Source organism: Bacillus sp. 196mf (assembly GCF_003217275.1).
In the GTDB taxonomy this organism is placed as follows: domain Bacteria; phylum Bacillota; class Bacilli; order Bacillales; family Bacillaceae_G; genus Bacillus_A; species Bacillus_A thuringiensis_S.
In genome coordinates this window covers 70,501-93,652 of the sequence record NZ_QJTG01000006.1, presented here as the reverse complement: position 1 = coordinate 93,652, position 23,152 = coordinate 70,501, and the positions used below count along the sequence as shown (strand labels likewise).

Sequence of the window (23,152 nt, the reverse complement as noted above, 5' to 3'; positions counted from 1 at the left end):
GTTGAGTATATTATTTTTCTAATAAAATTAAGTTTTTTTAGATTTAAAAATTTATAAATATTTAATTGACTCTATAAATATACAATATTATAATCATACTTAATTTAAAGAATCGATATGAGGAGGAACTTATGAAAGTCGCAATTATTGGAGCCACTGGATATGGGGGCATTGAGTTAATTCGTTTATTAGAACAACATCCATATTTTTCGATAGCATCTCTCCATTCTTTTTCACAAGTTGGTGAGTGTATAACAAATGTATATCCGCATCTTCGAAATGTCCTTTTTCATACGTTACAAGAAATTGATGTGGAGACGATAGGAAAAGAAGCAGAAATCGTATTTCTAGCAACCCCAGCAGGAGTATCGGCGGAGTTAACTCCCAAGTTATTAGCAGAAGGTTTAAAAGTAATTGACCTATCTGGAGACTTTCGTATGATAGATCCTTCGTCATATGAACTGTGGTATAAAAGGCCAGCAGCGAAAGAAGAAATTCTTAGAAAAGCAGTGTATGGGTTAAGTGAATGGAAAAGGACTGGGATTCAAAAGGCAAATTTAATTGCAAACCCAGGATGTTTTGCTACAGCCACATTGCTAGCGATAGCGCCGTTAATACGTAGTAGCATGATTGAAGAAGATTCGATTATTATTGATGCGAAATCAGGGGTATCAGGAGCAGGAAAAACACCAACAACAATGACTCATTTTCCTGAGCTATACGATAACTTACATATCTATAAAGTAAACCAGCATCAGCACGTTCCAGAGATTGAGCAAATGCTTACAGAATGGAATAGTGAATCACAGCCAATTACATTTAGCACACATTTAATACCGATATCACGAGGAATTATGATTACACTTTATGCAAAAGTAAAACAAAAGATGGAAATAAAGCAACTTCAAAAATTGTATGAAGAAACGTATGAACAATCGCCTTTCATCCGAATTTGTACGCAAGGGAAATTTCCAAGTCCAAAAGAAGTGAGAGGCTCAAATTATTGTGATATTGGCATAGCTTACGATGAAAGAACTGAAAGAGTTACGGTCGTTTCTGTTATAGACAATATGATGAAAGGCGCGGCTGGGCAAGCGATTCAAAATGCAAACATAATAGCGGGACTAGAAGAGACAACAGGTTTACAACATATGCCGCTTTATCTATAAGGGGGACATGATGATTAAAGTAGCGTCTATTACAAAATTAGAAAATGGTTCAATTGTAACGCCGAAAGGCTTTTCGGCAATTGGTACTGTAAATGGTCTGAAAAAGGAGAAAAAGGATTTAGGGGCAATCGTTTGTGACGTACCAGCATCATGTGCCGCTGTGTATACAACGAATCAAATACAAGCAGCCCCTTTGCAAGTAACGAAGGATAGTATAACGGCAGAAGGGAAGTTACAAGCAATTATCGTTAATAGTGGAAATGCAAATGCTTGTACTGGAATGCAAGGATTACAAGACGCATACGAGATGCGCGCGTTAGGGGCGGAACATTTTGGAGTGAAAGAAAATTACGTTGCAGTAGCTTCAACAGGTGTAATTGGTGTTCCACTGCCGATGGATATAATCCGAAAGGGGATTGCAACTCTTATACCGACGAAGGAAGAAAGTGAAGCATATTCTTTTTCTGAAGCAATTTTAACGACGGATCTTATCACGAAAGAAACTTGCTATGAAATGATTATTGATGGGAAGAAAGTGGCGATTGCGGGTGTTGCAAAAGGTTCAGGGATGATTCATCCGAATATGGCAACGATGCTTAGTTTTATTACGACAGATGCTCATATAGAGCGTGACGTATTGCAAACAGCATTATCCCAAATTACGAATCATACATTTAATCAAATTACGGTAGATGGAGATACTTCTACGAATGATATGGTCATCGTTATGGCAAGTGGATTATCAGAAACAAGCCCGATAAATATGGAACATACAGATTGGGAAACTTTCGTATGTACTTTACAGAAGGTATGTGAAGATTTAGCAAAAAAAATTGCGCAAGATGGTGAAGGCGCTACGAAGTTAATAGAAGTAAATGTGCTAGGAGCTCAAACGAATGAAGAGGCAAAAAAAATTGCAAAGCAAATAGTCGGTTCGAGTCTTGTGAAAACAGCAATACATGGTGAAGACCCAAACTGGGGGCGAATTATTAGCAGTATTGGACAAAGTGAAGTAGTTATTAATCCGAACACAATTGACATTACTCTTCAATCTATATCGGTATTAAAAAATAGTGAGCCTCAAATATTTTCTGAAGAAGAAATGAAAGAGAGATTACAAGAAGATGAAATAGTCATTAATGTGTACTTACACTTAGGTGAAGAGACAGGATCAGCTTGGGGCTGTGACTTAAGCTATGAATATGTGAAAATAAATGCTTGTTATCGTACATAAGGAGAGAGAAGATGAGCGATTATATTGTAGTGAAATGCGGCGGTAGTATGTTGAATCAATTAAATGATGTGTTTTTTGAATGTATAAAGAAATTGCAACAGAAGTATAAAGTAGTGATTGTTCATGGTGGTGGACCAGAAATTGATGCCAAATTAAAAGATTGTAACATCAACGTAGAAAAAAGAGATGGATTACGGATAACACCAAAAGAAGTTATGGATGTTGTTCAAATGGTGCTATGCGGAAGTACGAATAAAAAATTCGTAATGAATTTACAAAAGCATAATTTACTTGCTGTAGGTTGTTCAGGGTGTGACGGCAATTTACTTCAAGTTCAACCTGTCAGCGAGGAGATAGGATATGTGGGAGAAGTAAGTTATGTAGAAACAGCCTTATTAAAAGGATTAATAAATATGGGGTATATTCCTGTTATTGCTCCAATCGGGGTAAATGGTAATGAAATTTATAACATAAATGCGGACAATGCTGCAGCTGGGATTGCGGCTGCGTTAGGGGCAAAAGAGCTGATTTTTATTACGGATGTAGATGGAATATTACATGAAGGGAATTTGGTAAAGGAAACGGATGAATCTGAAATTGCTACTTTTATAGAAACAGGTGTTATTACAGGTGGGATGATTCCGAAAGTACAGGCGGCACTAGCATCATTAAAAATGGGAGTGCAAAAGATAAGTATTGTGAATGGTACAAAAGATTTTACTGAGGTTACGGGAGAGTGTATTGGAACGACGGTAACGAAAGGCGTGAGTATTGCATGACGAGTCATCTTTTTCAAACGTATGGCAGAAGAACTATTGAGTTTGTAAAGGGAACTGGAACGAAAGTTATTGATAATAACGGTAAGGAATATTTAGATTTCACATCAGGAATTGGCGTATGTAATTTAGGACATTGTCACCCTACTGTTCTCAAAGGTGTACAAGAGCAACTTGATGATATATGGCATATATCTAACCTGTTTACAAACAGCTTACAAGAAGAAGTTGCGTCATTATTAACAGAAAATAGAGCATTAGATTATGTGTTTTTCTGTAATAGTGGGGCAGAGGCAAATGAAGCGGCTTTAAAGTTAGCACGTAAGCATACTGGAAAATCTCTCGTCGTAACATGCCAGCAGTCTTTTCACGGTAGAACATTTGGAACGATGAGTGCAACAGGCCAAGATAAGGTAAAAGAAGGATTTGGTCCATTACTTCCATCTTTTTTACATATCCCTTTTAACGATATTAAAGCATTAGAGGAAGTAATGAATGAAGAAGTTGCGGCGGTAATGGTAGAAGTAGTTCAAGGAGAGGGAGGAGTAATACCTGCTGATCTATCTTTTTTGAAAGAGATTGAAACATTATGTAATAAGTTTGGTTCCTTATTTATTATAGACGAAGTACAAACGGGGATAGGAAGAACTGGAACACTATTTGCTTATGAACAAGTGGGAATAGAGCCTGATATCGTTACCGTTGCAAAGGCACTTGGGAATGGGATTCCTGTCGGAGCGATGATTGGCGGGAAAGAGCTCGGAACGTCGTTTACTGCAGGATCACACGGTTCAACTTTTGGCGGGAATTACATCGCGATGGCTGCAGCGAAAGAAGTATTGCAAGTGAGTAAAAAACCATCGTTTTTAAAAGAAGTACAAGAAAAAGGCGAGTACGTATTAGAGAAGTTGCAAGAGGAATTACAGCATGTCGAATGTATTCAAAATATACGTGGTAAGGGGCTTATGATTGGGATTGAGTGTAAGCATGAAGTTGCAAGTTTTATAGAACAACTAGAAAACGAAGGACTTCTCGTATTACAAGCAGGCCCTAATGTTATAAGACTATTACCGCCACTCATTGTCACGAATGAAGAGTTAGAACAGGCAGTATATATAATAAAAAAAGTAGTTTGTACAAAAAACGTATCAATCATATAAGGGGGAAGTTTCATGTCAACTGTACAAGTACCGAAATTAAATACGAAAGATCTTTTAACACTAGAAGAATTAACGAAAGAAGAAATTATTTCTATAATTGAGTTCGCTATATATTTAAAAAAGAATAAGCAAGAGCCTTTATTACAAGACAAAATATTAGGGCTTATTTTTGATAAGCATTCAACTCGTACTCGCGTATCTTTTGAAGCGGGAATGGTACAGCTCGGGGGACATGGTATGTTTTTAAGTGGGAAAGAGATGCAAATGGGGAGAGGAGAAACCGTTTCAGATACTGCGAAAGTATTATCGCAGTATATTGACGGGATCATGATACGTACATTCTCCCACGCGGATGTAGAAGAGCTTGCAAAAGAATCAAGTATTCCTGTTATTAACGGTTTAACGGATGATCATCATCCTTGTCAAGCATTGGCAGACCTCATGACGATATATGAAGAAACAAATACATTTAAAGGAATAAAATTGGCTTACGTAGGTGACGGAAATAATGTATGTCATTCATTGTTGCTAGCGAGTGCAAAAGTCGGAATGCATATGACTGTTGCAACGCCTGTAGGATATGAACCGAATGAAGAGATTGTAAAAAAAGCGTTAGCGATTGCCAAGGAAACAGGAGCTGAAATTGAAGTTTTGCATGATCCTGAATTAGCGGTGAATGAAGCTGATTTCATTTATACTGACGTTTGGATGAGCATGGGGCAAGAGGGCGAAGAAGAGAAATGTACTTTATTTCAGCCATACCAAATCAATAACGAACTTGCTAAGCATGCGAAGCAAACATATCGTTTCTTACACTGTTTACCTGCCCATCGTGAAGAAGAAGTAACAGGAGAAATTATAGATGGACCACATTCTATCGTCTTTGAGCAAGCTGGTAATCGATTGCATGCTCAAAAAGCGTTATTAGTGAGTTTATTTAAAAATGTAGAAGAGCCTTCCTAAAAGGGAGGTTTTTTTATATTAAAATGTCATATGTATATTTAGTTAACCATTTCGATATCATTTATAATAAAAGAGAAAACTAAATTTGTTTTTCAGAGTGTGTAAGGACATACTACATATAAAAATATAGTTAAAGAGATGATGAGGGTGAAAACAACTAAGAAAACATATTCGTTTTTTCAGCGGATGTGGAGAATATTAAAGTTTCAATATTATAAGTTGCTTCGATCGCCAGAAGGCGCAAAGAAAGTATCGTTAGGGTTTGCTATAGGATTCGGCTTAGAAATGTTAGTCATTTATACGGCATCGCTCGTATATGTAATATTTTATCCAATCGTCAGGTTAGCAAAGGGATCTTTTCCTGCGGCAGTTATTGGCAATATTATTGGGAAAATATCGTTTCTCCCAGTATTTTTATTTCCGCTTGCGTATGCGCTAGGAAAAATGATTTATCCATTTCATGTACAGAAAATTCATCATGAACCATTTACGATATCGGACTTGTTTTCAAGTCACATTTTTACGATATTAAAGAGCTTATTACAAAGTGAAGTGTATGTATTAATTGGAATGACGATTTTAGGAGTTGTGTTTGGTCTCATTTCGTATTTCGTTGTGCATTATTTATACGAAAAGAACCGTAAGTTACGCTTGAAGAAAAGGAAGAAACGAGTGAGAGAACCACTTGTACAATTATAAACAATGTCACATCCATTTTCTCCTTTGAATATGTTTAAGAAAAAGGAGGAGAGGATAATGTATTATTATTACGTACCTCAAGTATATCCATATGTAAATTATTATCCGGTTTATGATACGAGTAGACAATACGAATTATATCGGCAACAACAATTACAGCAATTATCACAAATACCACAAATACCACAACAACAGCCTACACAGGAAAAAAAACCATATTTAACAACATGGCCATATTCCAATGTATACTATGGTAACTATTACGAATCATAAAGCTGCTTCTATTTAGAAGCAGCTTTATACGTTTGTTTTCAAAATTAAATTTTGAATGGTTTGAAGAGAATGAATGAGCTTTTCGCGCTCTTCCTCAGATAATGTTTGGAAATTTTCTTTTAGTTTGTCTAAAATGAATTGCTGATACTGATTTACTAATAATTTCCCTTCAGCTGTTAGGGAAATTAAAATGACCCGTCGATCTTTTTCGCTATAATGACGCTCTATTAGTTCTTCTTGAATAAGTTTGTTTAATAGAGGTGTCATGTTAGGCCGTGAAATCGCTAGCCGCTTGCCGATTTCGGAAACTGCTAATGTGCCGTTTTCATGCAAAAGCAGTAATACTTGTGTATGTGATGGCGGCATATGTCTTTGAGAAGAGAATTCTCCAGGAAGCATAAATTTGCGATAAAAAAGAGGCACTAGCGAAAGAAGATGATCAACAATACGTTCCCACTCGCGTGATTCCATATAAAGGCCCCCTTCCACTCTCATTGTAACAAAAAAGACATGTTATAAAAATAGAATTGTTTCATGGGAATTTTAATATTTGTAGGCCAATACTTTTTTTGTAAATGAATCGGCAATAATCGTATAGCCTTTATCATTTGGGTGTACTTGGTCAAAGAGCAATTCTTTTTTATCATTCGATATTAATTTACGAATTGGCAAAACGATAGATGGTTGATTCACTTTTGCAATGGAATAAACGGATTCATTCCAGCCGTCTAAAAACATATCTGCATAACTTGCGATGGAATCATCGAGTTGTAACGGGTTATAGAGTTCAGAAAGAATGAGTAAAGCATCCGGATTTTGATCTCGGACTGTCTTTACAATATTTTTTACATCCGCTTCAAAATGAGCTTTTTCTTTATTTAACATTTTAATACCGTCTATAACACCGACATCACGATTTAAGCGAAATAAATTATTTCCCCCAATATTAATTGTAATGATATTTGCTGCTCTAATTTTTTGCTTTACATCTTCTGATTGAACTTTTTTAGCGAGACGATCTGTTGTAAGACCGTTTATCCCAAGGTTTTCTACAGTAATTGGTTTATGAATTTGTGCTTCTATTTGTTTAGAGGCTAATTCAGCAAATCCACCTTGTGTTGATCCATATCCTTTGGCGAGCGAATCACCTAGTACGAGATGATAAAAGGAATCGTTTGTTTGCTTATCAATCCAACTTGGAGTAGATGTTTTTTCTGTTTTTTCTTCAGATTCATTTGGTTTTGTCTCGTCGTTCTTTTCAAAATAAGAATAAGAAATGATCAGAAGGAGGAGACAAACAATTGTTAAGATGACTTTTTTCATAAATTCATCCTCCTTGTAATTGGTAATTGTATCATATTCAGCAGTATTAGCAATGTAAGGGCATATTATATGTTTATGAAAAGTTTATAATAACTTTACAGAAAATTTGTTGAAGTTTGTCAAAAAATATTGACGATAGGAAAGAACTTTATATATGATAATGTCAGATAAGGTGAAACTTTAATTAGTGGGAGCTTTATTTCCTATTAATTGTTAGTCTTCATCAATCGGGCGTTTAAGGGGACTACTCGTTAGCGCAGGGTGAAATGAAAATTGTGTCACTAATAGAAGAAAAAAGGTATGTGGTTAGAGACAGATAGGGATTCATTTCATTATTTCTGGTAATTGTATAAGGGGGATTTTTTGTGAAAAAGTCAAAAAAAATGCTAGCTGGAGCAACTCTTGCGATTGGTGTTATAGCACCGCAAGTAATGCCAGCAACAGCTCATGCAGATGAGAACACTGGGGAGAGTACAGTTAAATTACGAATTCTAGAAACATCAGATATTCACGTTAACTTAATGAATTACGATTATTATCAAACGAAAACAGATAATAAAGTAGGTCTCGTACAAACGGCAACACTCGTTAACAAAGCACGTGAAGAAGTGAAGAACTCTGTCCTATTTGATGATGGGGATGCATTACAAGGGACACCGCTTGGGGATTACGTAGCGAATAAAATAAAAGATCCGAAGAATCGTGTGGATCCTAGTTATACACATCCATTATATCGTGTAATGAATTTAATGAAGTATGACGTCATCTCTCTTGGGAATCATGAATTTAACTACGGTTTAGATTATTTAAAGCAAGTGACTAGTAAAACAAAAATTCCGGTTATTAACTCGAATGTCTACAGAGATGACCATGATGGTAATGATGAGAATGACGAGCATTACTTTGATAGACCATATCATATTTTAGAGAAAGAAGTAGTGGATGAAGCAGGCCAAAAACAAATAGTGAAAATTGGTGTAATGGGATTTGTTCCACCACAAATTATGAATTGGGATAAAGCGAATTTAGAAGGACAAGTAAAAGCAAAAGATATTGTGCAAACAGCGAAAAAATTAGTTCCGGAAATGAAGGCGCAAGGTGCGGATATTATAGTTGCACTAGCGCATTCAGGTGTTGATAAGAGTGGATACAACGAAGGAATGGAAAATTCATCGTTTTATTTAGCGACAGAAGTTCCTGGCGTAAATGCAGTATTAATGGGACATTCACATACTGAAGTGAAGGATGTATTTAATGGTGTTCCAGTTGTAATGCCGGGTGTTTTTGGTAGTAACTTAGGTATTATTGATATGCAATTGAAAAAGGTAAACGGAAAATGGGAAGTGCAAAAAGATCAGTCTAAGCCGCAACTTCGTCCGATTGCTGATAGTAAAGGTAATCCATTAGTAGAATCTGATCAAAAATTAGTTAATGAAATTAAAGATGAACATGAAAAGACAATCGAATATGTAAATACACATGTAGGTGAAACGAAAGCACCAATTAATAGTTATTTTTCATTAGTACAAGATGATCCTTCCGTACAAATTGTGACAAATGCGCAAAAATGGTATGTAGAACAAGAACTTAAAAAACCAGAATACGAAAAGATTAAAGATATTCCAGTTTTATCTGCAGGAGCACCATTTAAAGCAGGTGGCCGAAACGGTGCGACATATTATACTGATATTCCAGCTGGAACGTTAGCAATTAAAAACGTTGCAGATTTATACGTGTATCCAAATACGTTATATGCTGTAAAAGTAAATGGGGCACAAGTGAAAGAATGGCTTGAAATGTCTGCAGGTCAGTTTAATCAAATTGATCCAAAGAAAACAGAAGAACAGCCGTTAGTAAATATAGGCTATCCTACATATAACTTCGATATTTTAGATGGCTTAAAATACGAAATTGATGTAACACAACCGGCGAAATACGATAAAGATGGAAAAGTTGTAAATGCAAATGCTAATCGTATTGTAAATATGACATATGAAGGTAAGCTAGTAGCTGACAAGCAAGAGTTTATCGTCGCTACAAATAACTATCGTGGAAGTAGCCAAACGTTCCCAGGTGTAAGTAAAGGGGAAGTTGTATACCAATCACAAGATGAAACACGTCAAATCATTGTGAAGTATATGCAAAAAATAAAAGATATTGATCCAGCAGCTGATCAAAATTGGACATTTAAACCGATTGTTGCAGATAAATTAAATACAACATTTGATTCTTCACCAAATGCACAAAAGTATATAAAGAAAGATGGAAAGATTTCATATGTTGGACCATCTGAAAATGAATTTGCGAAATATGCAATTGATATAACGAAGAAGAATGATGATAAAGAAACTGGTGAAGGAAATCCAACGACACCGCCAACAGGTGGTGGAGAAAATCCGACGACACCGCCAACAGGTAATGGAGAAAACCCAACACCACCAACAGAAGAAGGTAATAATGGTAATGAACCAAAGCAAGATGGAAATAATACCGGATCTGGACAAACTACAACAGATGATCAAAATACAAAAGAAACAACAACAACTGTAAGTGAAAATAAAGAAGCTGAAAAAGATGAACGTGATTTACCGAAAACAGGTGCAAGTATTGCTTCTACAATTGGAGCTGGTCTTGCGTTTGTTGGAGCGGGATTACTTATGTTATTTAGAAGAAAGAAAGCGAATAGATAGTCGAGAAATATAAAAAGGATTACCGATTTGGTAATCCTTTTTGTTATATTATGAAACTGGTACTGCTTTTTCTTTTTTCCATGAAAGGCCGAATCCAGTAAAGCCGACGATAATGGTTACGACTGGACACGCTAAACAGAAGATTGCGTATGGCAAGTAATCGAATGTTGGAACGCTAAGAACGTTTGTTAAGAATACGCCACTGACACCCCATGGTACGAGTGGATTAATTACTGTACCAGCATCTTCTAATACTCGTGATAAATTACGACGTTCTAAACCGACTTCATCGTATTTATTAGCGAATGCTTGTCCTGTTAAAACGATGGATAAGTACTGCTCACCAAGTAAGAAGTTTACACCAATTGCAGTTGAAGCAGTAGAAATAATTAAGCGTGTACTAGTTTTTACGAAGCTAGAGATAATATTCATCAGCTGCGCTATAATGCCCATTCCTTGTAATAATCCTCCCATACAAAGAGCTAGGAAAATAAGAGCAATTGACATCATCATACTTTGCAGGCCACCGCGAGATAATAAGCTATCAATATCTTTGATACCAGTTTTAGAAACGTAACCGTCTTGCATAATTTTCATTAAATCAGCTAAAGAAGTGCTAGGTTTAAAAATAAAGAGAATAATAATTCCTACCACAATTCCTGCAAGTAATGTTGGAACTGCGGGTACCTTTTTAAATGCGAATAGGAACAGTAATAAAATAGGAATAAGTGTAACGATAGAAATCGTTGCATTTTTTTCTAGTGTATTAATAAATGCTGAGAAATCAACGTTTCCACCAGATCCGCTTCCTAAAATGAAAAATGCGATAAATGCAATAATGAAAGCTGGCACTGTTGTCCAAAGCATGTTACGAATATGTTCAAATAAATCTACACCTGTTACAGCAGGCGCTAAGTTTGTTGTATCAGATAAAGGAGACATTTTATCTCCGAAGAATGCACCAGAAATAATTGCACCAGCAATAAGAGCTGGATCGTATCCAAGGGCAGTACCCATTCCCATAAAAGCAAGTCCTACAGTTGCAGCAGTTGTAAAAGCACTACCGATACTCGTTCCAACAATTGCACAAACAACAAAAACAGTTGGAACGAAAATTTTTGGAGATACAAGCTGGAAGCCGTATACCATTAAAGTCGGAATAGTTCCAGCTGCGATCCAAACGCTAATTAATACGCCTACAAGTAAGAAAATAAATATAGATGGAATACCAGCTGAAATACTACTAATCATCCCTTTCTCCATAGTAGACCAAGAGATTCTCTTCAGGAATCCAAATGCTAATAAAAGAACGATACCAAATAAAATTGGGATGTGTGGTGAAACTTCTAATTGAATAACACTAAAACCAATACAGAAAAAGATAAAAATTGTTAAAAGAACAGACTCAATTTTTGAAACCATTGTTTTCCCCTCCTAAGTAATGTAAAATAGCTCTTTTTTATATAAAATTCGCCAATATTGTATATTTCCTTCTAAAATTTAGAATTTTGTGACAAATTACCGGTAATTGTTAGTCCTTCTATATGATACGGAAATGATTGGATAAAAAAACGTCCCTGCATATAATTATGCAGGGACGAAGAAATCGCGGTACCACCCTAGCTTGTGAAATGAATGCGTCACAAAATAAAGGGTCATATGATATGCACTTATAAAATAAAAAACGCCCCTGCAATATATGCAGGGACGAAAAATTCGCGGTACCACCCTAAATTGTGAAACAGTGTCGTTTCACCACTCTTTAGACATAACGGTCTATAACCGTCTTTCACTACTCCTCACGTTTCGTAAAAGAAGCTCCAGGGGGTAATTCATAATTCGCTCTGTACTGGTTCGCACCGACCACCAGCTCTCTGAAATCAGAAATCGAAATACTACTAAATCCTATCAACGCCGATTCATATGATGTTAGTTAAATTTTTATCATATTTTCATCTTACATGTCAATAAAAATATTAACTATTTTTTTAGGGAAATAAAGGAGAATTGTTTTTAACGCTGTAAAAATGTACGTTATAATGAATTTGAAAGGGGGAGGAAAGAGTGAAGAAAAAAATAATTCTTTTTACCACTTTATTAGTTATTGGAGGAAGTGCTGGAATTTACACAGCTTTTGCGGCTGAATCAGAGCAGTTGAAACAAAAGCAAATACAACAGTCAGAAGTGAAGAAAGTAAAAGAAATAGAAGAGAAGAAATCAATGGAAAAAGCAGCAGAAAAACTAGGAGTTTCTACTGAGGGGAAAACAAAAGAAGAGGTTACGAAAGAAGTGAATACCGCTAGGTTTGAGAAGCGTCATGATTTATTAATTGAGCACGCTAAGCAACTTGGAATCGATACAGAGGGAAAAAAAGATGAAGAAATTATTTTAGAAATTGGAAAGATACAGCATGGAAAGTAGAACAACTTATCGTATGATAAGTTGTTCTTTTTTAAGAACTATTTGATTTTAAAATAATTGACAGTCATTCGGATTTAATGTTAACTATATTTATAAACAAGTTAACATTAGGGGTGACAATTGTGACAATAAATAGTAGAACGATTGAAAAATCATCTTATACATATGAAGAATTAGCGGAGAAAAATAAAGCTTACGTATGGCACCCATTTACACAAATGAAAGATTATTTAGAAGAAGATCCTGTCATTATTGAACGTGGAGAGGGAAGAAAGCTATACGATGTAAATGGTAATGAATATTGGGATGGTGTTTCATCTATATGGTTAAATGTTCACGGACATCAAGTACCGGAATTAGATGAAGCAATTCGTGAGCAATTAAATAAAATTGCTCATTCTACTATGTTAGGACTTGCTAACGTTCCATCTATTTTATTAGCAGAAAAAATTATTGAGGTTGTACCAGATGGATTGAAGAAGGTATTCTATTCTGATTCAGGTTCTACCGCTGTTGAAATTGCAATTAAGATGGCTTTCCAATATTGGCAGCATAAAGGGAAACGAAAGAAACAAAGATTCGTTACATTAAAAGAAGCATATCACGGTGATACAATTGGAGCTGTTTCGGTAGGAGCAATAGACTTGTTTCACCAAGTGTATAGTTCGCTCTTATTTGATGCGATTAAAATGCCGTATCCATATACATATCGTTCTCCTTACGGAAATAATAAGGAGGAAATTGTAAAAAGCCATTTAGAAGAAATGGAAGAATTGTTGAAAGAAAAGCATGAAGAAGTAGCTGCCATCATTGTAGAGCCATTAATGCAAGGTGCTGGCGGGATGATTACAATGCCAAAAGGATATTTAAAAGGACTGCGCGATTTATGTACTAAGTACAATGTATTATTTATTACAGATGAGGTAGCGACTGGATTTGGGCGTACAGGGAAAATGTTTGCTTGTGAACATGAAAATGTGACGCCAGACATTTTAACTGCTGGGAAAGGTTTAACAGGTGGATATTTACCAATTGCAGTTACGGTAACAACAGATGAAATATATAATGCCTTCTTAGGAGAATATGAAGAACAAAAAACATTTTTCCATGGACATAGCTACACAGGTAATCCGTTAGGGTGTGCCGTAGCAATCGCGAATCTAGAACTATATGAAAAAACAAATTTAATAGAAGACGTGACACGTAAAACGGATTATGTGACAGCGCAATTAGAAAAGCTCTTTGCATATAAACATGTAGGTGATATTCGTCAGTGCGGATTAATGGTTGGTATTGAGCTTGTGAAGAATAAGGAAACGAAAGAAGCGTTTGACTGGACAGAAAGAGTCGGTGTTCAAGTATGTAAACGCTCAAGAGAGCTGGGTATGATTTTACGACCGCTAGGTAACACGATTGTATTTATGCCACCACTTGCTTCTACTTTTGAAGAGATTGATGATATGTTACGCATTTTATATAAGGCAATCTCAGATGTTACGGAGGGAGAATAATGAGTGGTTTTTTCATAACAGCAACTGATACTGAAGTTGGAAAAACAGTAGTTGCAGGTGCTATAGCAGGTGTATTTAGAGAATTAGGATATAACGTAGGGGTATATAAACCGTTACAAAGTGGGCATGTTGCATCAAACCCTGAGGGAGATGCGGCAAGGTTAAAAGTACTATCAGGTGTACCGACACAAGAAAATGAAATTTGCCCTTATTCTATTGAAGAACCACTTGCTCCGAGACTTGCCATGAAAAGAGCTGGAAGAGTAGTAAAGTTAAAAGAAATTACTGATTGCTATAATGAACTATTAAAAGAGTTTAATAGCTTATTTGTAGAAGGAGCAGGTGGGCTTGCTGTCCCATATACAGAAGATGCTTTAGTAATTGATTTTGCAAAAGAATTACAGTTGCCTCTTATTGTAGTAGCTCGTCCTACATTAGGAACAGTAAATCATACAGTGTTAACGATTGCTTACGCAAAGGCGCATGGCTTAACCGTAGCGGGTGTCATTTTATCAGGTTGCAAAGAATGTGAAATGGAAAGAGTGCAAGAAAATAAAGAGATGATTGAAGAGCTGAGCGGGGTACCAGTTTTAGGATTATTACCATTCTTTGAAGGTGAGTTTACGAAAGAAGAAGTATTGGAATCTGCAAAAGAACATATTATGATTTCAAAATTAGAGGAGTTTATCCAAAATGAATCAAACGTGGCGGGCGCATCTTCAATCTAAATTACAACAATTACATGAGCAAGGGCAGTATCGAAATTTATATGTAACAGAGAAGGCAGAAGAGACTTGGCTTATTCGAGATAAAAAAAGGATGTTAAATTTAGCGTCAAATAATTATTTAGGGTTAGCTGGAGATGAAAGGTTAAAAGAAGCTGCTATTGCCTGTACAAAAAGATGTGGAACTGGAGCGACTGCCTCTCGTCTCGTTGTAGGAAATCATCCATTATATGAAGAGGTTGAGAGAAGCATATGTGACTGGAAAGGTACTGAAAGAGCTTTAATTGTAAATAGTGGGTATACGGCAAATATAGGTGCCATATCTTCTTTAGCCTCTCGGCACGATATTGTTTTTAGTGATAAGTTAAATCACGCAAGTATTGTTGATGGAATCATATTAAGCGGGGCAGAGCATAAAAGGTATCGTCATAATGATTTGGATCATTTAGAGAAGCTGTTGAAAACAGCGTCACCTGAAAAGCGGAAATTAATCGTAACTGATACCATTTTTAGTATGGATGGTGATACTGCTTATTTGAGAGATTTAGTACAGCTGAAAGAGAAATACGGGGCAATCATTATAGTCGATGAAGCACATGCGAGTGGAATATATGGAATCGGCGGAGCTGGGTTATCTCATATAGAAAAAAATCTTGCTCAAAAAATTGATATACATATGGGGACGTTTAGCAAGGCTTTAGGGTGTTATGGTGCGTATTTGACAGGTGATGAAATTTATATAGAGTATTTACAAAATATGATGAGAAGCTTTATTTTTACTACAGCTTTACCACCAAGTACGTTAGGAGCAGTGCAAAAAGCAATTGAAATTGTAAAAGAAGATAATGAAAGAAGAGAGAACCTTATAGCAAACGGAGAATACTTCAGAACTAAATTAAGGGATGCTGGTTTTGATATTGGGAATAGTTCAACTCATATTGTACCGATTGTAGTCGGTTCAAATGAACATGCTTTACGATTTAGTAAAAGGTTGCAAGAGGCAGGGATTGCGGCTATTGCAATTCGTCCGCCAACTGTGCCGGTTCATAGCTCTCGAATTCGCTTTGCAGTTACATCGCAACATACAATAGATGATTTAAAATGGGCTATTGACCGAATTATTCACATTGCGAAAGAAGAGGAGATTTTCGTATGAACGAGCTAAAGATTATTTTTATCCCAGGATGGGGAATGGAAGAGAATATTTGGGATTTAGTATTTCCGTATTTTAAAGGATACCCTGTTCAAAGCATAGATTGGCGTAATGTGAAAGAACGAAGTGAATTTGCGGAACGAATTGTAGATGTAGCGCATAATGACAACGTAATTTTAGTTGGATGGTCACTAGGAGCGTTAGCAGCAGTTGAAGCTTATAAAAAGATTCAGGCAAAAGGCATCGTATTAATTGGTGGTACTGCTAAATTTACAAATACGAGCGACTACAGTAACGGATGGAATGCTTTGCATGTAGAACGGCTGAAAAGGAATTTGGCGAGAAGGAAAGAAGATACGCTCAAGCGGTTTTATGAAAATATGTTTACGAAAGATGAGCTAAAAGAGAATAAAAACTTTGAAGACATTGTAAACCGTTTTAAAGGTGATTCTATTCAGTCTTTACAACTAGGTTTGGATTATTTAATAGAAACAGATATGAGAGAAGAACTAAAAGAAATTAAAGTACCTATACTACTTATTCACGGAGAACAGGATGTAATATGCCCATTGTCTGCGGCACGTAGTATGACGGAGAATAGCAGCAGCGAGCTGAAAGTAGTAAGTGATGCAGGGCATGCGTTATGTGTGACGAATTTTGAATATTGCGCAAATGAGATAATTCAATTTATAGAGGGGATACGACATGATCAACAAAACGTTACTACAAAAACGGTTTAATGGGGCAGCCGTATCTTACGATCGATATGCAAATGTACAAAAAAAGATGGCACATTCATTACTTTCAATCTTAAAGGAACGATATAGTGAAACGGCATCAATACGTATTTTAGAACTGGGGTGCGGGACGGGGTATGTAACAGAGCAATTATCAAAGTTATTTCCGAAAGCACATATTACAGCAGTTGATTTTGCTGAAAGTATGATTGCAATTGCGCAAACTAGACAAAATGTAAAAAATGTAACGTTTCACTGTGAAGATATTGAGCGATTACGATTAGAAGAATCATATGATGTCATTATTTCAAATGCTACATTTCAATGGTTAAATAATTTACAACAAGTGTTAAGAAATTTATTTCAACATTTGTCTATAGATGGGATATTACTCTTTTCAACGTTTGGACATGAAACATTTCAAGAATTGCATGCTTCGTTCCAACGTGCGAAAGAAGAAAGAAATATAAAAAATGAAACATCCATTGGTCAACGTTTTTATTCGAAAGATCAGTTGCTTCATATATGCAAGATAGAAACAGGGGATGTGCATGTTTCTGAAACATGTTACATAGAGAGTTTTACAGAAGTTAAGGAATTTCTACATTCTATTCGAAAAGTAGGAGCGACTAATAGCAATGAAGGATCATATTGTCAAAGTCCCTCACTCTTTCGTGCGATGCTGCGCATATACGAAAGAGACTTCACGGGAAATGAAGGGATAATGGCAACGTATCATGCTTTATTTATGCATATAACAAAAGAGGGGAAGAGATGAAATGAAACAAGTACAAACAAAAAGGGATTGGAAAAAACTTGCATACGACGTAGTGGAAGAGAAGATGATTACGAAAGAAGATGCAATAGCGATATTAGAAGCTGATGATACAGAAGTTCTAGAAATTATGAATGCAGCTTACATCATTCGTCATCATCACTTTGGTAAGAAAGTAAAATTGAATATGATTATTAATACGAAATCTGGATTATGTCCTGAAGATTGTGGATATTGCTCACAGTCTATTATTTCAGAAGCACCGATTGATAAATATGCATGGTTAACGCAGGAGAAGATTGTAGAAGGGGCACATGAAGCAATACGCCGTAAAGCAGGTACATATTGTATTGTAGCGTCTGGTCGTCGTCCGACGGATAAAGAGGTAAATCACGTAATTGGAGCAGTTAAGGAAATTCGTGAAACGACAGACTTGAAGATTTGTTGTTGTTTAGGTTTCTTAAATGAAGATCAAGCAGGACGTTTAGCGGAAGCGGGCGTGCATCGTTATAACCACAACTTAAATACACATGAAAATAATTACGATAGTATTTGTTCAACTCATACGTATGATGATCGTGTTGATACAGTTCAAAAAGCGAAACAAGCGGGCATTTCTCCATGCTCTGGAGCGATTTTTGGCATGGGAGAAACAATTGAAGAGCGTGCTGAAATTGCATTTGAATTACAACGTATAGATGCAGATTCTATCCCTTGTAATTTCCTTGTTGCTGTAAAGGGAACACCTCTTGAAGGGCAAAAAGAGTTAACGCCAGTAGAATGTTTAAAAGTACTGGCAATGATGCGTTTTGTAAACCCGACAAAAGAAATTCGTATTTCAGGAGGACGTGAAATCAATTTACGTTCTGTACAGCCAATCGGTTTATTTGCAGCAAATTCTATTTTTGTCGGGGACTACTTAACGACAGCTGGACAAGAGCCGACTGCAGACTGGGGTATGATTGCAGATTTAGGATTTGAGATTGAAGAGTGTGCATTATAAGATAGATGAAAAAGCAAACTTGTAAAAGGGTTTGCTTTTTTTGTAAATAAAATGTAATAAATAGTTGTGAACGCTTGATATTATTGGTTTTTGAGCGGAAAAAAGAATTTTTGTGGACGAATTTTCCAAGCCCTAGTTGTACATAGTAAATATGTAATTTATATTGGGTTGGGGGATTTTACATGTACAAATACATATTAGCGATTATGACTTGTTTAATTTTAATAAAAGCAATAAGTTCTGATCCAGTTAAGGCTGCTGAAAATCCTGAACAAAAAGAGATGCAACAAAGAATCGAACAACACTTTCGAACGAAAGCTGAACATTTTGGATTGAAAACGGAAGGAAAAGATTTAAAGGAAGTTAGAAAAGAAATTACTATTATAGAAGAAGCGAAAAAAAGAGAGAATGTATGGAGAACAGCACAAGCTCTTCATATAAAAACAGAAGGAAAAACGATGAATGAATTAATAAAAGATGTACAAAAAAAGGTGAAAAAATAAAAAGAGGCCGAAGCCTCTTTTTTTATGCCCATTGTTTTGATAAGTGAGCCATTTCAATTGCAGCAACAGCTGATTCATATCCTTTATTACCAGCTTTCGTACCTGCGCGTTCAATCGCTTGTTCAATTGTTTCTGTCGTTAATACGCCGAAAATAACTGGGATGTCCATTTGTAGTGATAAAGACGCAACACCTTTTGCTACTTCATTACAAACGTAATCGTAGTGAGTTGTAGCACCTCGGATTACAGTACCTAATGTAATAACAGCATCATACTTTCCGCTACTAGCCATCTTTTTAGCGATTAAAGGAATTTCAAATGCACCAGGAACCCAAGCAACATCAATATCATTTTCTTCTACACCGTGACGCTTTAATCCGTCTAAAGCGCCGCCAAGTAACTTACTTGTAATAAATTCGTTAAAACGTCCAACAACAACTCCAACTTTTAATCCTGTACCAACTAAATGACCTTCGAATACCATAATAAATCTCTCCTTTAATTATAAGTTTAGTAAGTGTCCTAATTTGTTTACTTTCGTTTGTAAATACGATTTATTCTCTTCTTTTGCTGGCATTTGCAACGGTACACGCTCGACTACTTCTAAATCGTAACCTTGTAAGCCAGCAATTTTTCTTGGGTTATTCGTTAATAATCGTAAACTTTGTAAACCTAAATCTTTTAATATTTGTGCTCCGATACCGTAATCACGAAGATCAGCAGGGAAGCCGAGTTTTTCATTTGCTTCTACAGTATCGAATCCTTCTTCTTGTAATTTATAAGCACGAAGCTTATTAAGAAGCCCAATGCCTCTTCCTTCTTGTCTCATATAAAGAAGAACACCGTTTCCTTCACGCTCAATTTGAGCAAGTGCTGCATGGAGTTGTGGTCCGCAATCGCAGCGATGTGAACCGAATACATCTCCTGTTAAGCATTCAGAATGAACACGCACAAGTACCGGTTCACCTATTGAAATATCACCTTTTACAAGTGCGATATGTTCTTTCGTATCTAATGAGTTAGAATAGCCAATTGCGTGGAAAGTACCGAAATCTGTAGGTAATGTAATTTCCACCTCTCTCGTCACAAGTGTTTCATGATGGCGGCGGTAAGCAATTAAATCTTCTATTGTAATCATTTTTATATCAAATTGTTTTGCGCATTCTATTAAATCAGGTACACGTGCCATCGTGCCGTCCTCATTTATAATCTCGCAAATAACTCCAGCTGGTTCGGCACCGCATAGCTTCGCTAAATCAACAGCAGCTTCTGTATGACCTGCACGACGCAGGACACCGCCTTCTTTCGCAATTAATGGAAAGATATGTCCAGGTCGATTGAAATCAGCGCCTTTTGATGCGGGGTTTAACAATTCTTGTATCGTAGTTGCACGTTCGTGAGCGCTAATCCCTGTTGTTGTAGAAACATGGTCAATGCTCACTGTAAACGCAGTATGATGTGAATCTGTATTATGAGATACCATTGGTTCTAATTGTAGACGTTCTGCGTACCCTGCTGTAATCGGTACACAAACGAGACCACGGCCATGTGTAATCATAAAATTAATTGTTTCTGGTGTAATGTACTCTGCTAAAGCAATAAAATCGCCTTCATTTTCTCGGTTTTCATCATCACATACGATAACGACTTTACCTTGTTTTAAATCTTCTAGAGCTTCTTCAATACGATGAAACATTGTGCTTCCCCCTTATAGAAATCCGTTTTCTTGTAAAAAGCTTTCAGTCATTGAACCTACTCGTTTTGTAGGTTTAGTAATAAAGCGTTCGATATATTTACCAATCATGTCACACTCAATGTTTACGATATCTCCGGCATTTTTTTCTCCAATGACAGATTCGCTTACTGTGTGCGGGATGAGTGAAATCGTTATGGAAGATTCGTCTATATCAAATATCGTTAAACTCGTTCCATCAACAGCAATGGATCCTTTATGCAAACAATAGCGCAGCAGTTCATCAGAAATTGCTACTTTGTAATAGACGGCATTGTAATGTTGTTTTTTATTTAAAATCGTTCCGATGCCATCAATATGTCCTGAAACGAAATGTCCACCGAATCGTCCGTTTGCAGCCATTGCTCGCTCTAAATTTACTTTAGAGTGCGGTTTAAGCATGCGAAGTGATGTCGACTGCATCGTTTCAGGCATTGCATCAACTGTAAATGAAGTAGTTGTAAAGCTTGTTACAGTTAAGCAAATACCGTTAACCGCGATACTATCACCTAAGTGAACATCTGATAAAATTTTCTTTGCATGAATCGTTAATTTCATCGCTTCTCCGCTTTGTTGCATGTTTGCTATCGTTCCTAATTCTTCTACAATTCCTGTAAACATTCCGTCACCTCGTTTCGGGCATTCGCAACGATTTTTATATCATCACCAATTTGTTTCATCTCTTGAATTTTCAAGGAAAGCGCATCTTGTAATTTTGAAAAACCATTTCCTCCAAATAAAGTAGGAGCATCTTTCCCACCAATTAATTTCGGGCTTATATAGGTTACAATTTCATTAAAATTGTTTGTTTTTAAGAAACTTGCATGAATCGATTGGCCACCTTCAACGAATAGAGAAAGAATTTGTTTTTCTCCAAGAAAGGAAAGAAGGTCCTCGATTTCTATATGCTTCGTTTCCATTTGGAATATAGCTATATTTTTAGATTCATAAGAAGATATCTTCTCTTTCTTTACATCCTTACCGACAATAATCCATGTCGGTGCTAAACCATCTGTTATAACATGAGAAGATGGTGGTGTTCGTAAATGGGTATCTAAAACAACGCGAATAGGATGTTTCCCACCATTTGGAATTCTTGTTGTTAAATGAGGATTATCAGCTATAACTGTATTCACTCCAACAAGAATTGCATCATGTGTATGGCGATATTGGTGAACATCAGCACGTGCTTCTTCACCTGTAATCCACTTACTTTCACCAGTTACAGTTGCTGTTTTTCCATCTAAGCTCATCGCTGTTTTGATTGTTACAAAAGGGCGTTTCGTTTTCATGTAGTGAAAAAAGTAGCGATTTAATAAAACTGCTTCTGCTTCAAGAACACCGGTAGTTACTTCAATTCTAGCTTCCTCTAATCTTCTTTTTCCGTTACCAGAAACGAGCGGATTACAATCGAGAGTAGCAATTACAACACGCTTAACTCCTTTTTCGATGAGCAATTCACAACAAGGTGGTGTTTTTCCAAAGTGGCTACACGGTTCCAGTGTTACATAAACGGTAGCGTCTTTGGCGTTCTGACTAGCCATTTGAAGGGCATGAACTTCTGCGTGTTCTTCACCAGCCCGTAAATGAGCCCCCATACCAACGATGTTTCCATCTTTTACAACAACAGCACCAACCATAGGATTTGGACTTGTTTGTCCTGATGTTCCTTCTGCTAACTGCAGGGCAATCCTCATATATTCTTGATCTGTCATTTTCTTCACCTCTCCTAAAAAAATCAAAAAACCCCAAGGATTTAATATCCTTGGGGTTTGGGAGACGTGATTTCTAGAAATATAGTTTGAATACGAAAGCATAGGAAAGAAACCTAACGATAATTGATATTTCTGCATAAGGAAAAAACCTAGCAAAATATCGAATTTTTAAACGCTAGTTGTCTCTTTTTATTTCAGTATAAAAAATAAGTATAGAAAATTAAACATATATAAAGAATCAAAATGAATCTTTATAAATATGCATACTGAAATAAAAGTGTATTCACTATATAAAAAACTAGAAACATATCCTTCTCCCATCCAGACTATACTGTCGGCCCTAGAGTTTCACTAGATCCACCGTTTTCGAGTTGAAAACGGGTCACGGACTTAGAAGTTTTCACTTCATCACCGCCGGTTGGGAATTTCACCCGACCCCGAAGGATGCTGTTTGCTCAAATTATAGCACAAAAAAAATAAAAGGCTAGTAAAAAATATTCGAATGTGAAGAATTGTGTGAAAATATATGCAGGCTGGAATGGAAATAAAAGTATTAGAAATGTTGTAAGGAGAAGGGATATAACGGAGTT

23 protein-coding genes, 1 riboswitch and 1 other annotated feature are annotated in these 23,152 nt (G+C 36.3%); of the genes, 16 read left to right on the top strand and 7 right to left on the bottom strand.

Features of this window, described 5'->3' with window-relative positions:
• The first annotated feature begins 131 nt into the window (after positions 1-131).
• The 7 genes from argC to ATL10_RS11525 all read left to right on the top strand — a co-directional run bounded on the left by argC (position 132) and on the right by ATL10_RS11525 (position 6,274).
• Positions 132-1,169: an N-acetyl-gamma-glutamyl-phosphate reductase gene (gene argC, locus ATL10_RS11555; RefSeq protein ID WP_098235771.1), complete on the top strand. Its 1,038-nt coding sequence runs from the start codon at positions 132-134 to the stop codon at positions 1,167-1,169.
• Positions 1,170-1,179: 10 nt separating this feature from the next.
• The gene (gene argJ / locus ATL10_RS11550; RefSeq protein WP_000598396.1) at positions 1,180-2,403 is read left to right on the top strand and encodes a bifunctional glutamate N-acetyltransferase/amino-acid acetyltransferase ArgJ; all 1,224 of its coding nucleotides are present in this window, start codon (positions 1,180-1,182) and stop codon (positions 2,401-2,403) included.
• Between the two features lie 11 nt (positions 2,404-2,414).
• On the top strand, positions 2,415-3,182 hold the full coding sequence (gene argB, locus ATL10_RS11545; protein ID WP_001286796.1) for an acetylglutamate kinase: 768 nt from the start codon (positions 2,415-2,417) through the stop codon (positions 3,180-3,182).
• Entirely contained in the window at positions 3,179-4,339 is a 1,161-nt protein-coding gene (locus ATL10_RS11540; RefSeq protein ID WP_000200552.1) for an acetylornithine transaminase, read from the top strand. Before argB ends, ATL10_RS11540 begins: the two co-directional genes overlap by 4 nt.
• Before the next feature lie 12 nt (positions 4,340-4,351).
• A complete protein-coding gene (argF, locus tag ATL10_RS11535) occupies positions 4,352-5,302 on the top strand; it encodes an ornithine carbamoyltransferase (RefSeq protein WP_110496938.1) in 951 nt (316 codons plus the stop codon).
• Between the two features lie 138 nt (positions 5,303-5,440).
• The gene (locus tag ATL10_RS11530) at positions 5,441-6,001 is read left to right on the top strand and encodes a DUF2062 domain-containing protein (protein ID WP_002005691.1); all 561 of its coding nucleotides are present in this window, start codon (positions 5,441-5,443) and stop codon (positions 5,999-6,001) included.
• Positions 6,002-6,058: 57 nt separating this feature from the next.
• Positions 6,059-6,274, top strand: coding sequence for a hypothetical protein (locus tag ATL10_RS11525; RefSeq protein ID WP_000291955.1), 216 nt, complete (start codon positions 6,059-6,061; stop codon positions 6,272-6,274).
• Positions 6,275-6,298: 24 nt separating this feature from the next.
• On the opposite strand, the gene ATL10_RS11520 is transcribed toward ATL10_RS11525, so the two are convergent.
• Complete coding sequence (locus tag ATL10_RS11520) at positions 6,299-6,745, bottom strand: MarR family winged helix-turn-helix transcriptional regulator (RefSeq protein ID WP_000445819.1); 447 nt, start codon at positions 6,743-6,745, stop codon at positions 6,299-6,301.
• Positions 6,746-6,817: 72 nt separating this feature from the next.
• Positions 6,818-7,597: a GDSL-type esterase/lipase family protein gene (locus ATL10_RS11515; protein WP_065222895.1), complete on the bottom strand. Its 780-nt coding sequence runs from the start codon at positions 7,595-7,597 to the stop codon at positions 6,818-6,820.
• 365 nt (positions 7,598-7,962) lie between these two features.
• Here ATL10_RS11515 and cpdB point away from each other — a divergent pair, with 365 nt between their 5' ends.
• Positions 7,963-10,287 (top strand): bifunctional 2',3'-cyclic-nucleotide 2'-phosphodiesterase/3'-nucleotidase, encoded by a 2,325-nt coding sequence (cpdB, locus tag ATL10_RS11510; RefSeq protein WP_000748639.1) that lies wholly within the window; start codon positions 7,963-7,965, stop codon positions 10,285-10,287.
• Between the two features lie 48 nt (positions 10,288-10,335).
• Here the strand turns inward: cpdB and nhaC are convergent, their stop codons facing one another.
• Entirely contained in the window at positions 10,336-11,709 is a 1,374-nt protein-coding gene (gene nhaC / locus ATL10_RS11505; protein ID WP_000253737.1) for a Na+/H+ antiporter NhaC, read from the bottom strand.
• 278 nt (positions 11,710-11,987) lie between these two features.
• Positions 11,988-12,208 (bottom strand) — a binding site (T-box leader).
• 143 nt (positions 12,209-12,351) lie between these two features.
• On the opposite strand from nhaC, the gene ATL10_RS11495 reads away from it, so the two are divergent.
• The 8 genes from ATL10_RS11495 to ATL10_RS11460 all read left to right on the top strand — a co-directional run bounded on the left by ATL10_RS11495 (position 12,352) and on the right by ATL10_RS11460 (position 19,115).
• Positions 12,352-12,708, top strand: a complete 357-nt coding sequence (locus tag ATL10_RS11495) for a hypothetical protein (RefSeq protein WP_000726902.1) — start codon at positions 12,352-12,354, stop codon at positions 12,706-12,708.
• Between the two features lie 77 nt (positions 12,709-12,785).
• Complete coding sequence (gene bioA / locus ATL10_RS11490) at positions 12,786-14,219, top strand: adenosylmethionine--8-amino-7-oxononanoate transaminase (RefSeq protein WP_139213261.1); 1,434 nt, start codon at positions 12,786-12,788, stop codon at positions 14,217-14,219.
• Positions 14,219-14,947: a dethiobiotin synthase gene (gene bioD / locus ATL10_RS11485; protein ID WP_097924731.1), complete on the top strand. Its 729-nt coding sequence runs from the start codon at positions 14,219-14,221 to the stop codon at positions 14,945-14,947. The genes bioA and bioD overlap by 1 nt, the downstream gene beginning before the upstream one ends.
• Positions 14,913-16,100 carry an 8-amino-7-oxononanoate synthase gene (gene bioF, locus ATL10_RS11480; protein WP_001077298.1) on the top strand — a complete coding sequence of 396 codons (1,188 nt, stop codon included), beginning with the start codon at positions 14,913-14,915 and terminating at the stop codon, positions 16,098-16,100. Before bioD ends, bioF begins: the two co-directional genes overlap by 35 nt.
• Positions 16,097-16,837 (top strand): alpha/beta fold hydrolase, encoded by a 741-nt coding sequence (locus ATL10_RS11475; RefSeq protein ID WP_090977115.1) that lies wholly within the window; start codon positions 16,097-16,099, stop codon positions 16,835-16,837. Before bioF ends, ATL10_RS11475 begins: the two co-directional genes overlap by 4 nt.
• On the top strand, positions 16,803-17,612 hold the full coding sequence (gene bioC / locus ATL10_RS11470; RefSeq protein WP_000608912.1) for a malonyl-ACP O-methyltransferase BioC: 810 nt from the start codon (positions 16,803-16,805) through the stop codon (positions 17,610-17,612). Before ATL10_RS11475 ends, bioC begins: the two co-directional genes overlap by 35 nt.
• A gap of 1 nt (position 17,613) precedes the next feature.
• On the top strand, positions 17,614-18,612 hold the full coding sequence (gene bioB / locus ATL10_RS11465; RefSeq protein ID WP_000815858.1) for a biotin synthase: 999 nt from the start codon (positions 17,614-17,616) through the stop codon (positions 18,610-18,612).
• Between the two features lie 182 nt (positions 18,613-18,794).
• Complete coding sequence (locus ATL10_RS11460) at positions 18,795-19,115, top strand: hypothetical protein (RefSeq protein WP_000280032.1); 321 nt, start codon at positions 18,795-18,797, stop codon at positions 19,113-19,115.
• Between the two features lie 22 nt (positions 19,116-19,137).
• On the opposite strand, the gene ribH is transcribed toward ATL10_RS11460, so the two are convergent.
• From ribH to ribD, 4 genes are read right to left on the bottom strand one after another with little or no spacing between them, the layout of a single operon-like run.
• The gene (ribH, locus tag ATL10_RS11455; RefSeq protein WP_000230895.1) at positions 19,138-19,599 is read right to left on the bottom strand and encodes a 6,7-dimethyl-8-ribityllumazine synthase; all 462 of its coding nucleotides are present in this window, start codon (positions 19,597-19,599) and stop codon (positions 19,138-19,140) included.
• A gap of 18 nt (positions 19,600-19,617) precedes the next feature.
• Complete coding sequence (gene ribBA, locus ATL10_RS11450; RefSeq protein WP_090977117.1) at positions 19,618-20,811, bottom strand: bifunctional 3,4-dihydroxy-2-butanone 4-phosphate synthase/GTP cyclohydrolase II; 1,194 nt, start codon at positions 20,809-20,811, stop codon at positions 19,618-19,620.
• Positions 20,812-20,823: 12 nt separating this feature from the next.
• Positions 20,824-21,468 carry a riboflavin synthase subunit alpha gene (gene ribE, locus ATL10_RS11445; RefSeq protein WP_110496936.1) on the bottom strand — a complete coding sequence of 215 codons (645 nt, stop codon included), beginning with the start codon at positions 21,466-21,468 and terminating at the stop codon, positions 20,824-20,826.
• Positions 21,450-22,562 (bottom strand): bifunctional diaminohydroxyphosphoribosylaminopyrimidine deaminase/5-amino-6-(5-phosphoribosylamino)uracil reductase RibD, encoded by a 1,113-nt coding sequence (ribD, locus tag ATL10_RS11440; protein ID WP_110496934.1) that lies wholly within the window; start codon positions 22,560-22,562, stop codon positions 21,450-21,452. Before ribD ends, ribE begins: the two co-directional genes overlap by 19 nt.
• 305 nt (positions 22,563-22,867) lie before the next feature.
• Positions 22,868-23,011, bottom strand: a riboswitch (FMN riboswitch).
• Positions 23,012-23,152 lie beyond the last annotated feature (141 nt).

What these genes read in the sequence shown, in the direction of transcription:
- ATL10_RS11530 (WP_002005691.1), top strand. Translation starts at nt 5,441, where the DNA reads ATGATGAGGGTGAAAACAACTAAGAAAACATATTCGTTTTTTCAGCGG.
- bioD (WP_097924731.1), top strand. Translation starts at nt 14,219, where the DNA reads ATGAGTGGTTTTTTCATAACAGCAACTGATACTGAAGTTGGAAAAACA.
- argF (WP_110496938.1), top strand. Translation starts at nt 4,352, where the DNA reads ATGTCAACTGTACAAGTACCGAAATTAAATACGAAAGATCTTTTAACA.
- ribH (WP_000230895.1), bottom strand. Translation starts at nt 19,599, where the DNA reads ATGGTATTCGAAGGTCATTTAGTTGGTACAGGATTAAAAGTTGGAGTT.
- ribD (WP_110496934.1), bottom strand. Translation starts at nt 22,562, where the DNA reads ATGACAGATCAAGAATATATGAGGATTGCCCTGCAGTTAGCAGAAGGA.
- bioC (WP_000608912.1), top strand. Translation starts at nt 16,803, where the DNA reads ATGATCAACAAAACGTTACTACAAAAACGGTTTAATGGGGCAGCCGTA.
- argB (WP_001286796.1), top strand. Translation starts at nt 2,415, where the DNA reads ATGAGCGATTATATTGTAGTGAAATGCGGCGGTAGTATGTTGAATCAA.
- argC (WP_098235771.1), top strand. Translation starts at nt 132, where the DNA reads ATGAAAGTCGCAATTATTGGAGCCACTGGATATGGGGGCATTGAGTTA.
- nhaC (WP_000253737.1), bottom strand. Translation starts at nt 11,709, where the DNA reads ATGGTTTCAAAAATTGAGTCTGTTCTTTTAACAATTTTTATCTTTTTC.
- bioB (WP_000815858.1), top strand. Translation starts at nt 17,614, where the DNA reads ATGAAACAAGTACAAACAAAAAGGGATTGGAAAAAACTTGCATACGAC.
- ribBA (WP_090977117.1), bottom strand. Translation starts at nt 20,811, where the DNA reads ATGTTTCATCGTATTGAAGAAGCTCTAGAAGATTTAAAACAAGGTAAA.
- bioF (WP_001077298.1), top strand. Translation starts at nt 14,913, where the DNA reads ATGAATCAAACGTGGCGGGCGCATCTTCAATCTAAATTACAACAATTA.
- ATL10_RS11460 (WP_000280032.1), top strand. Translation starts at nt 18,795, where the DNA reads ATGTACAAATACATATTAGCGATTATGACTTGTTTAATTTTAATAAAA.
- ATL10_RS11515 (WP_065222895.1), bottom strand. Translation starts at nt 7,597, where the DNA reads ATGAAAAAAGTCATCTTAACAATTGTTTGTCTCCTCCTTCTGATCATT.
- ATL10_RS11540 (WP_000200552.1), top strand. Translation starts at nt 3,179, where the DNA reads ATGACGAGTCATCTTTTTCAAACGTATGGCAGAAGAACTATTGAGTTT.
- ATL10_RS11520 (WP_000445819.1), bottom strand. Translation starts at nt 6,745, where the DNA reads ATGGAATCACGCGAGTGGGAACGTATTGTTGATCATCTTCTTTCGCTA.
- ribE (WP_110496936.1), bottom strand. Translation starts at nt 21,468, where the DNA reads ATGTTTACAGGAATTGTAGAAGAATTAGGAACGATAGCAAACATGCAA.
- bioA (WP_139213261.1), top strand. Translation starts at nt 12,786, where the DNA reads ATGTTAACTATATTTATAAACAAGTTAACATTAGGGGTGACAATTGTG.
- ATL10_RS11475 (WP_090977115.1), top strand. Translation starts at nt 16,097, where the DNA reads ATGAACGAGCTAAAGATTATTTTTATCCCAGGATGGGGAATGGAAGAG.
- argJ (WP_000598396.1), top strand. Translation starts at nt 1,180, where the DNA reads ATGATTAAAGTAGCGTCTATTACAAAATTAGAAAATGGTTCAATTGTA.
- ATL10_RS11525 (WP_000291955.1), top strand. Translation starts at nt 6,059, where the DNA reads ATGTATTATTATTACGTACCTCAAGTATATCCATATGTAAATTATTAT.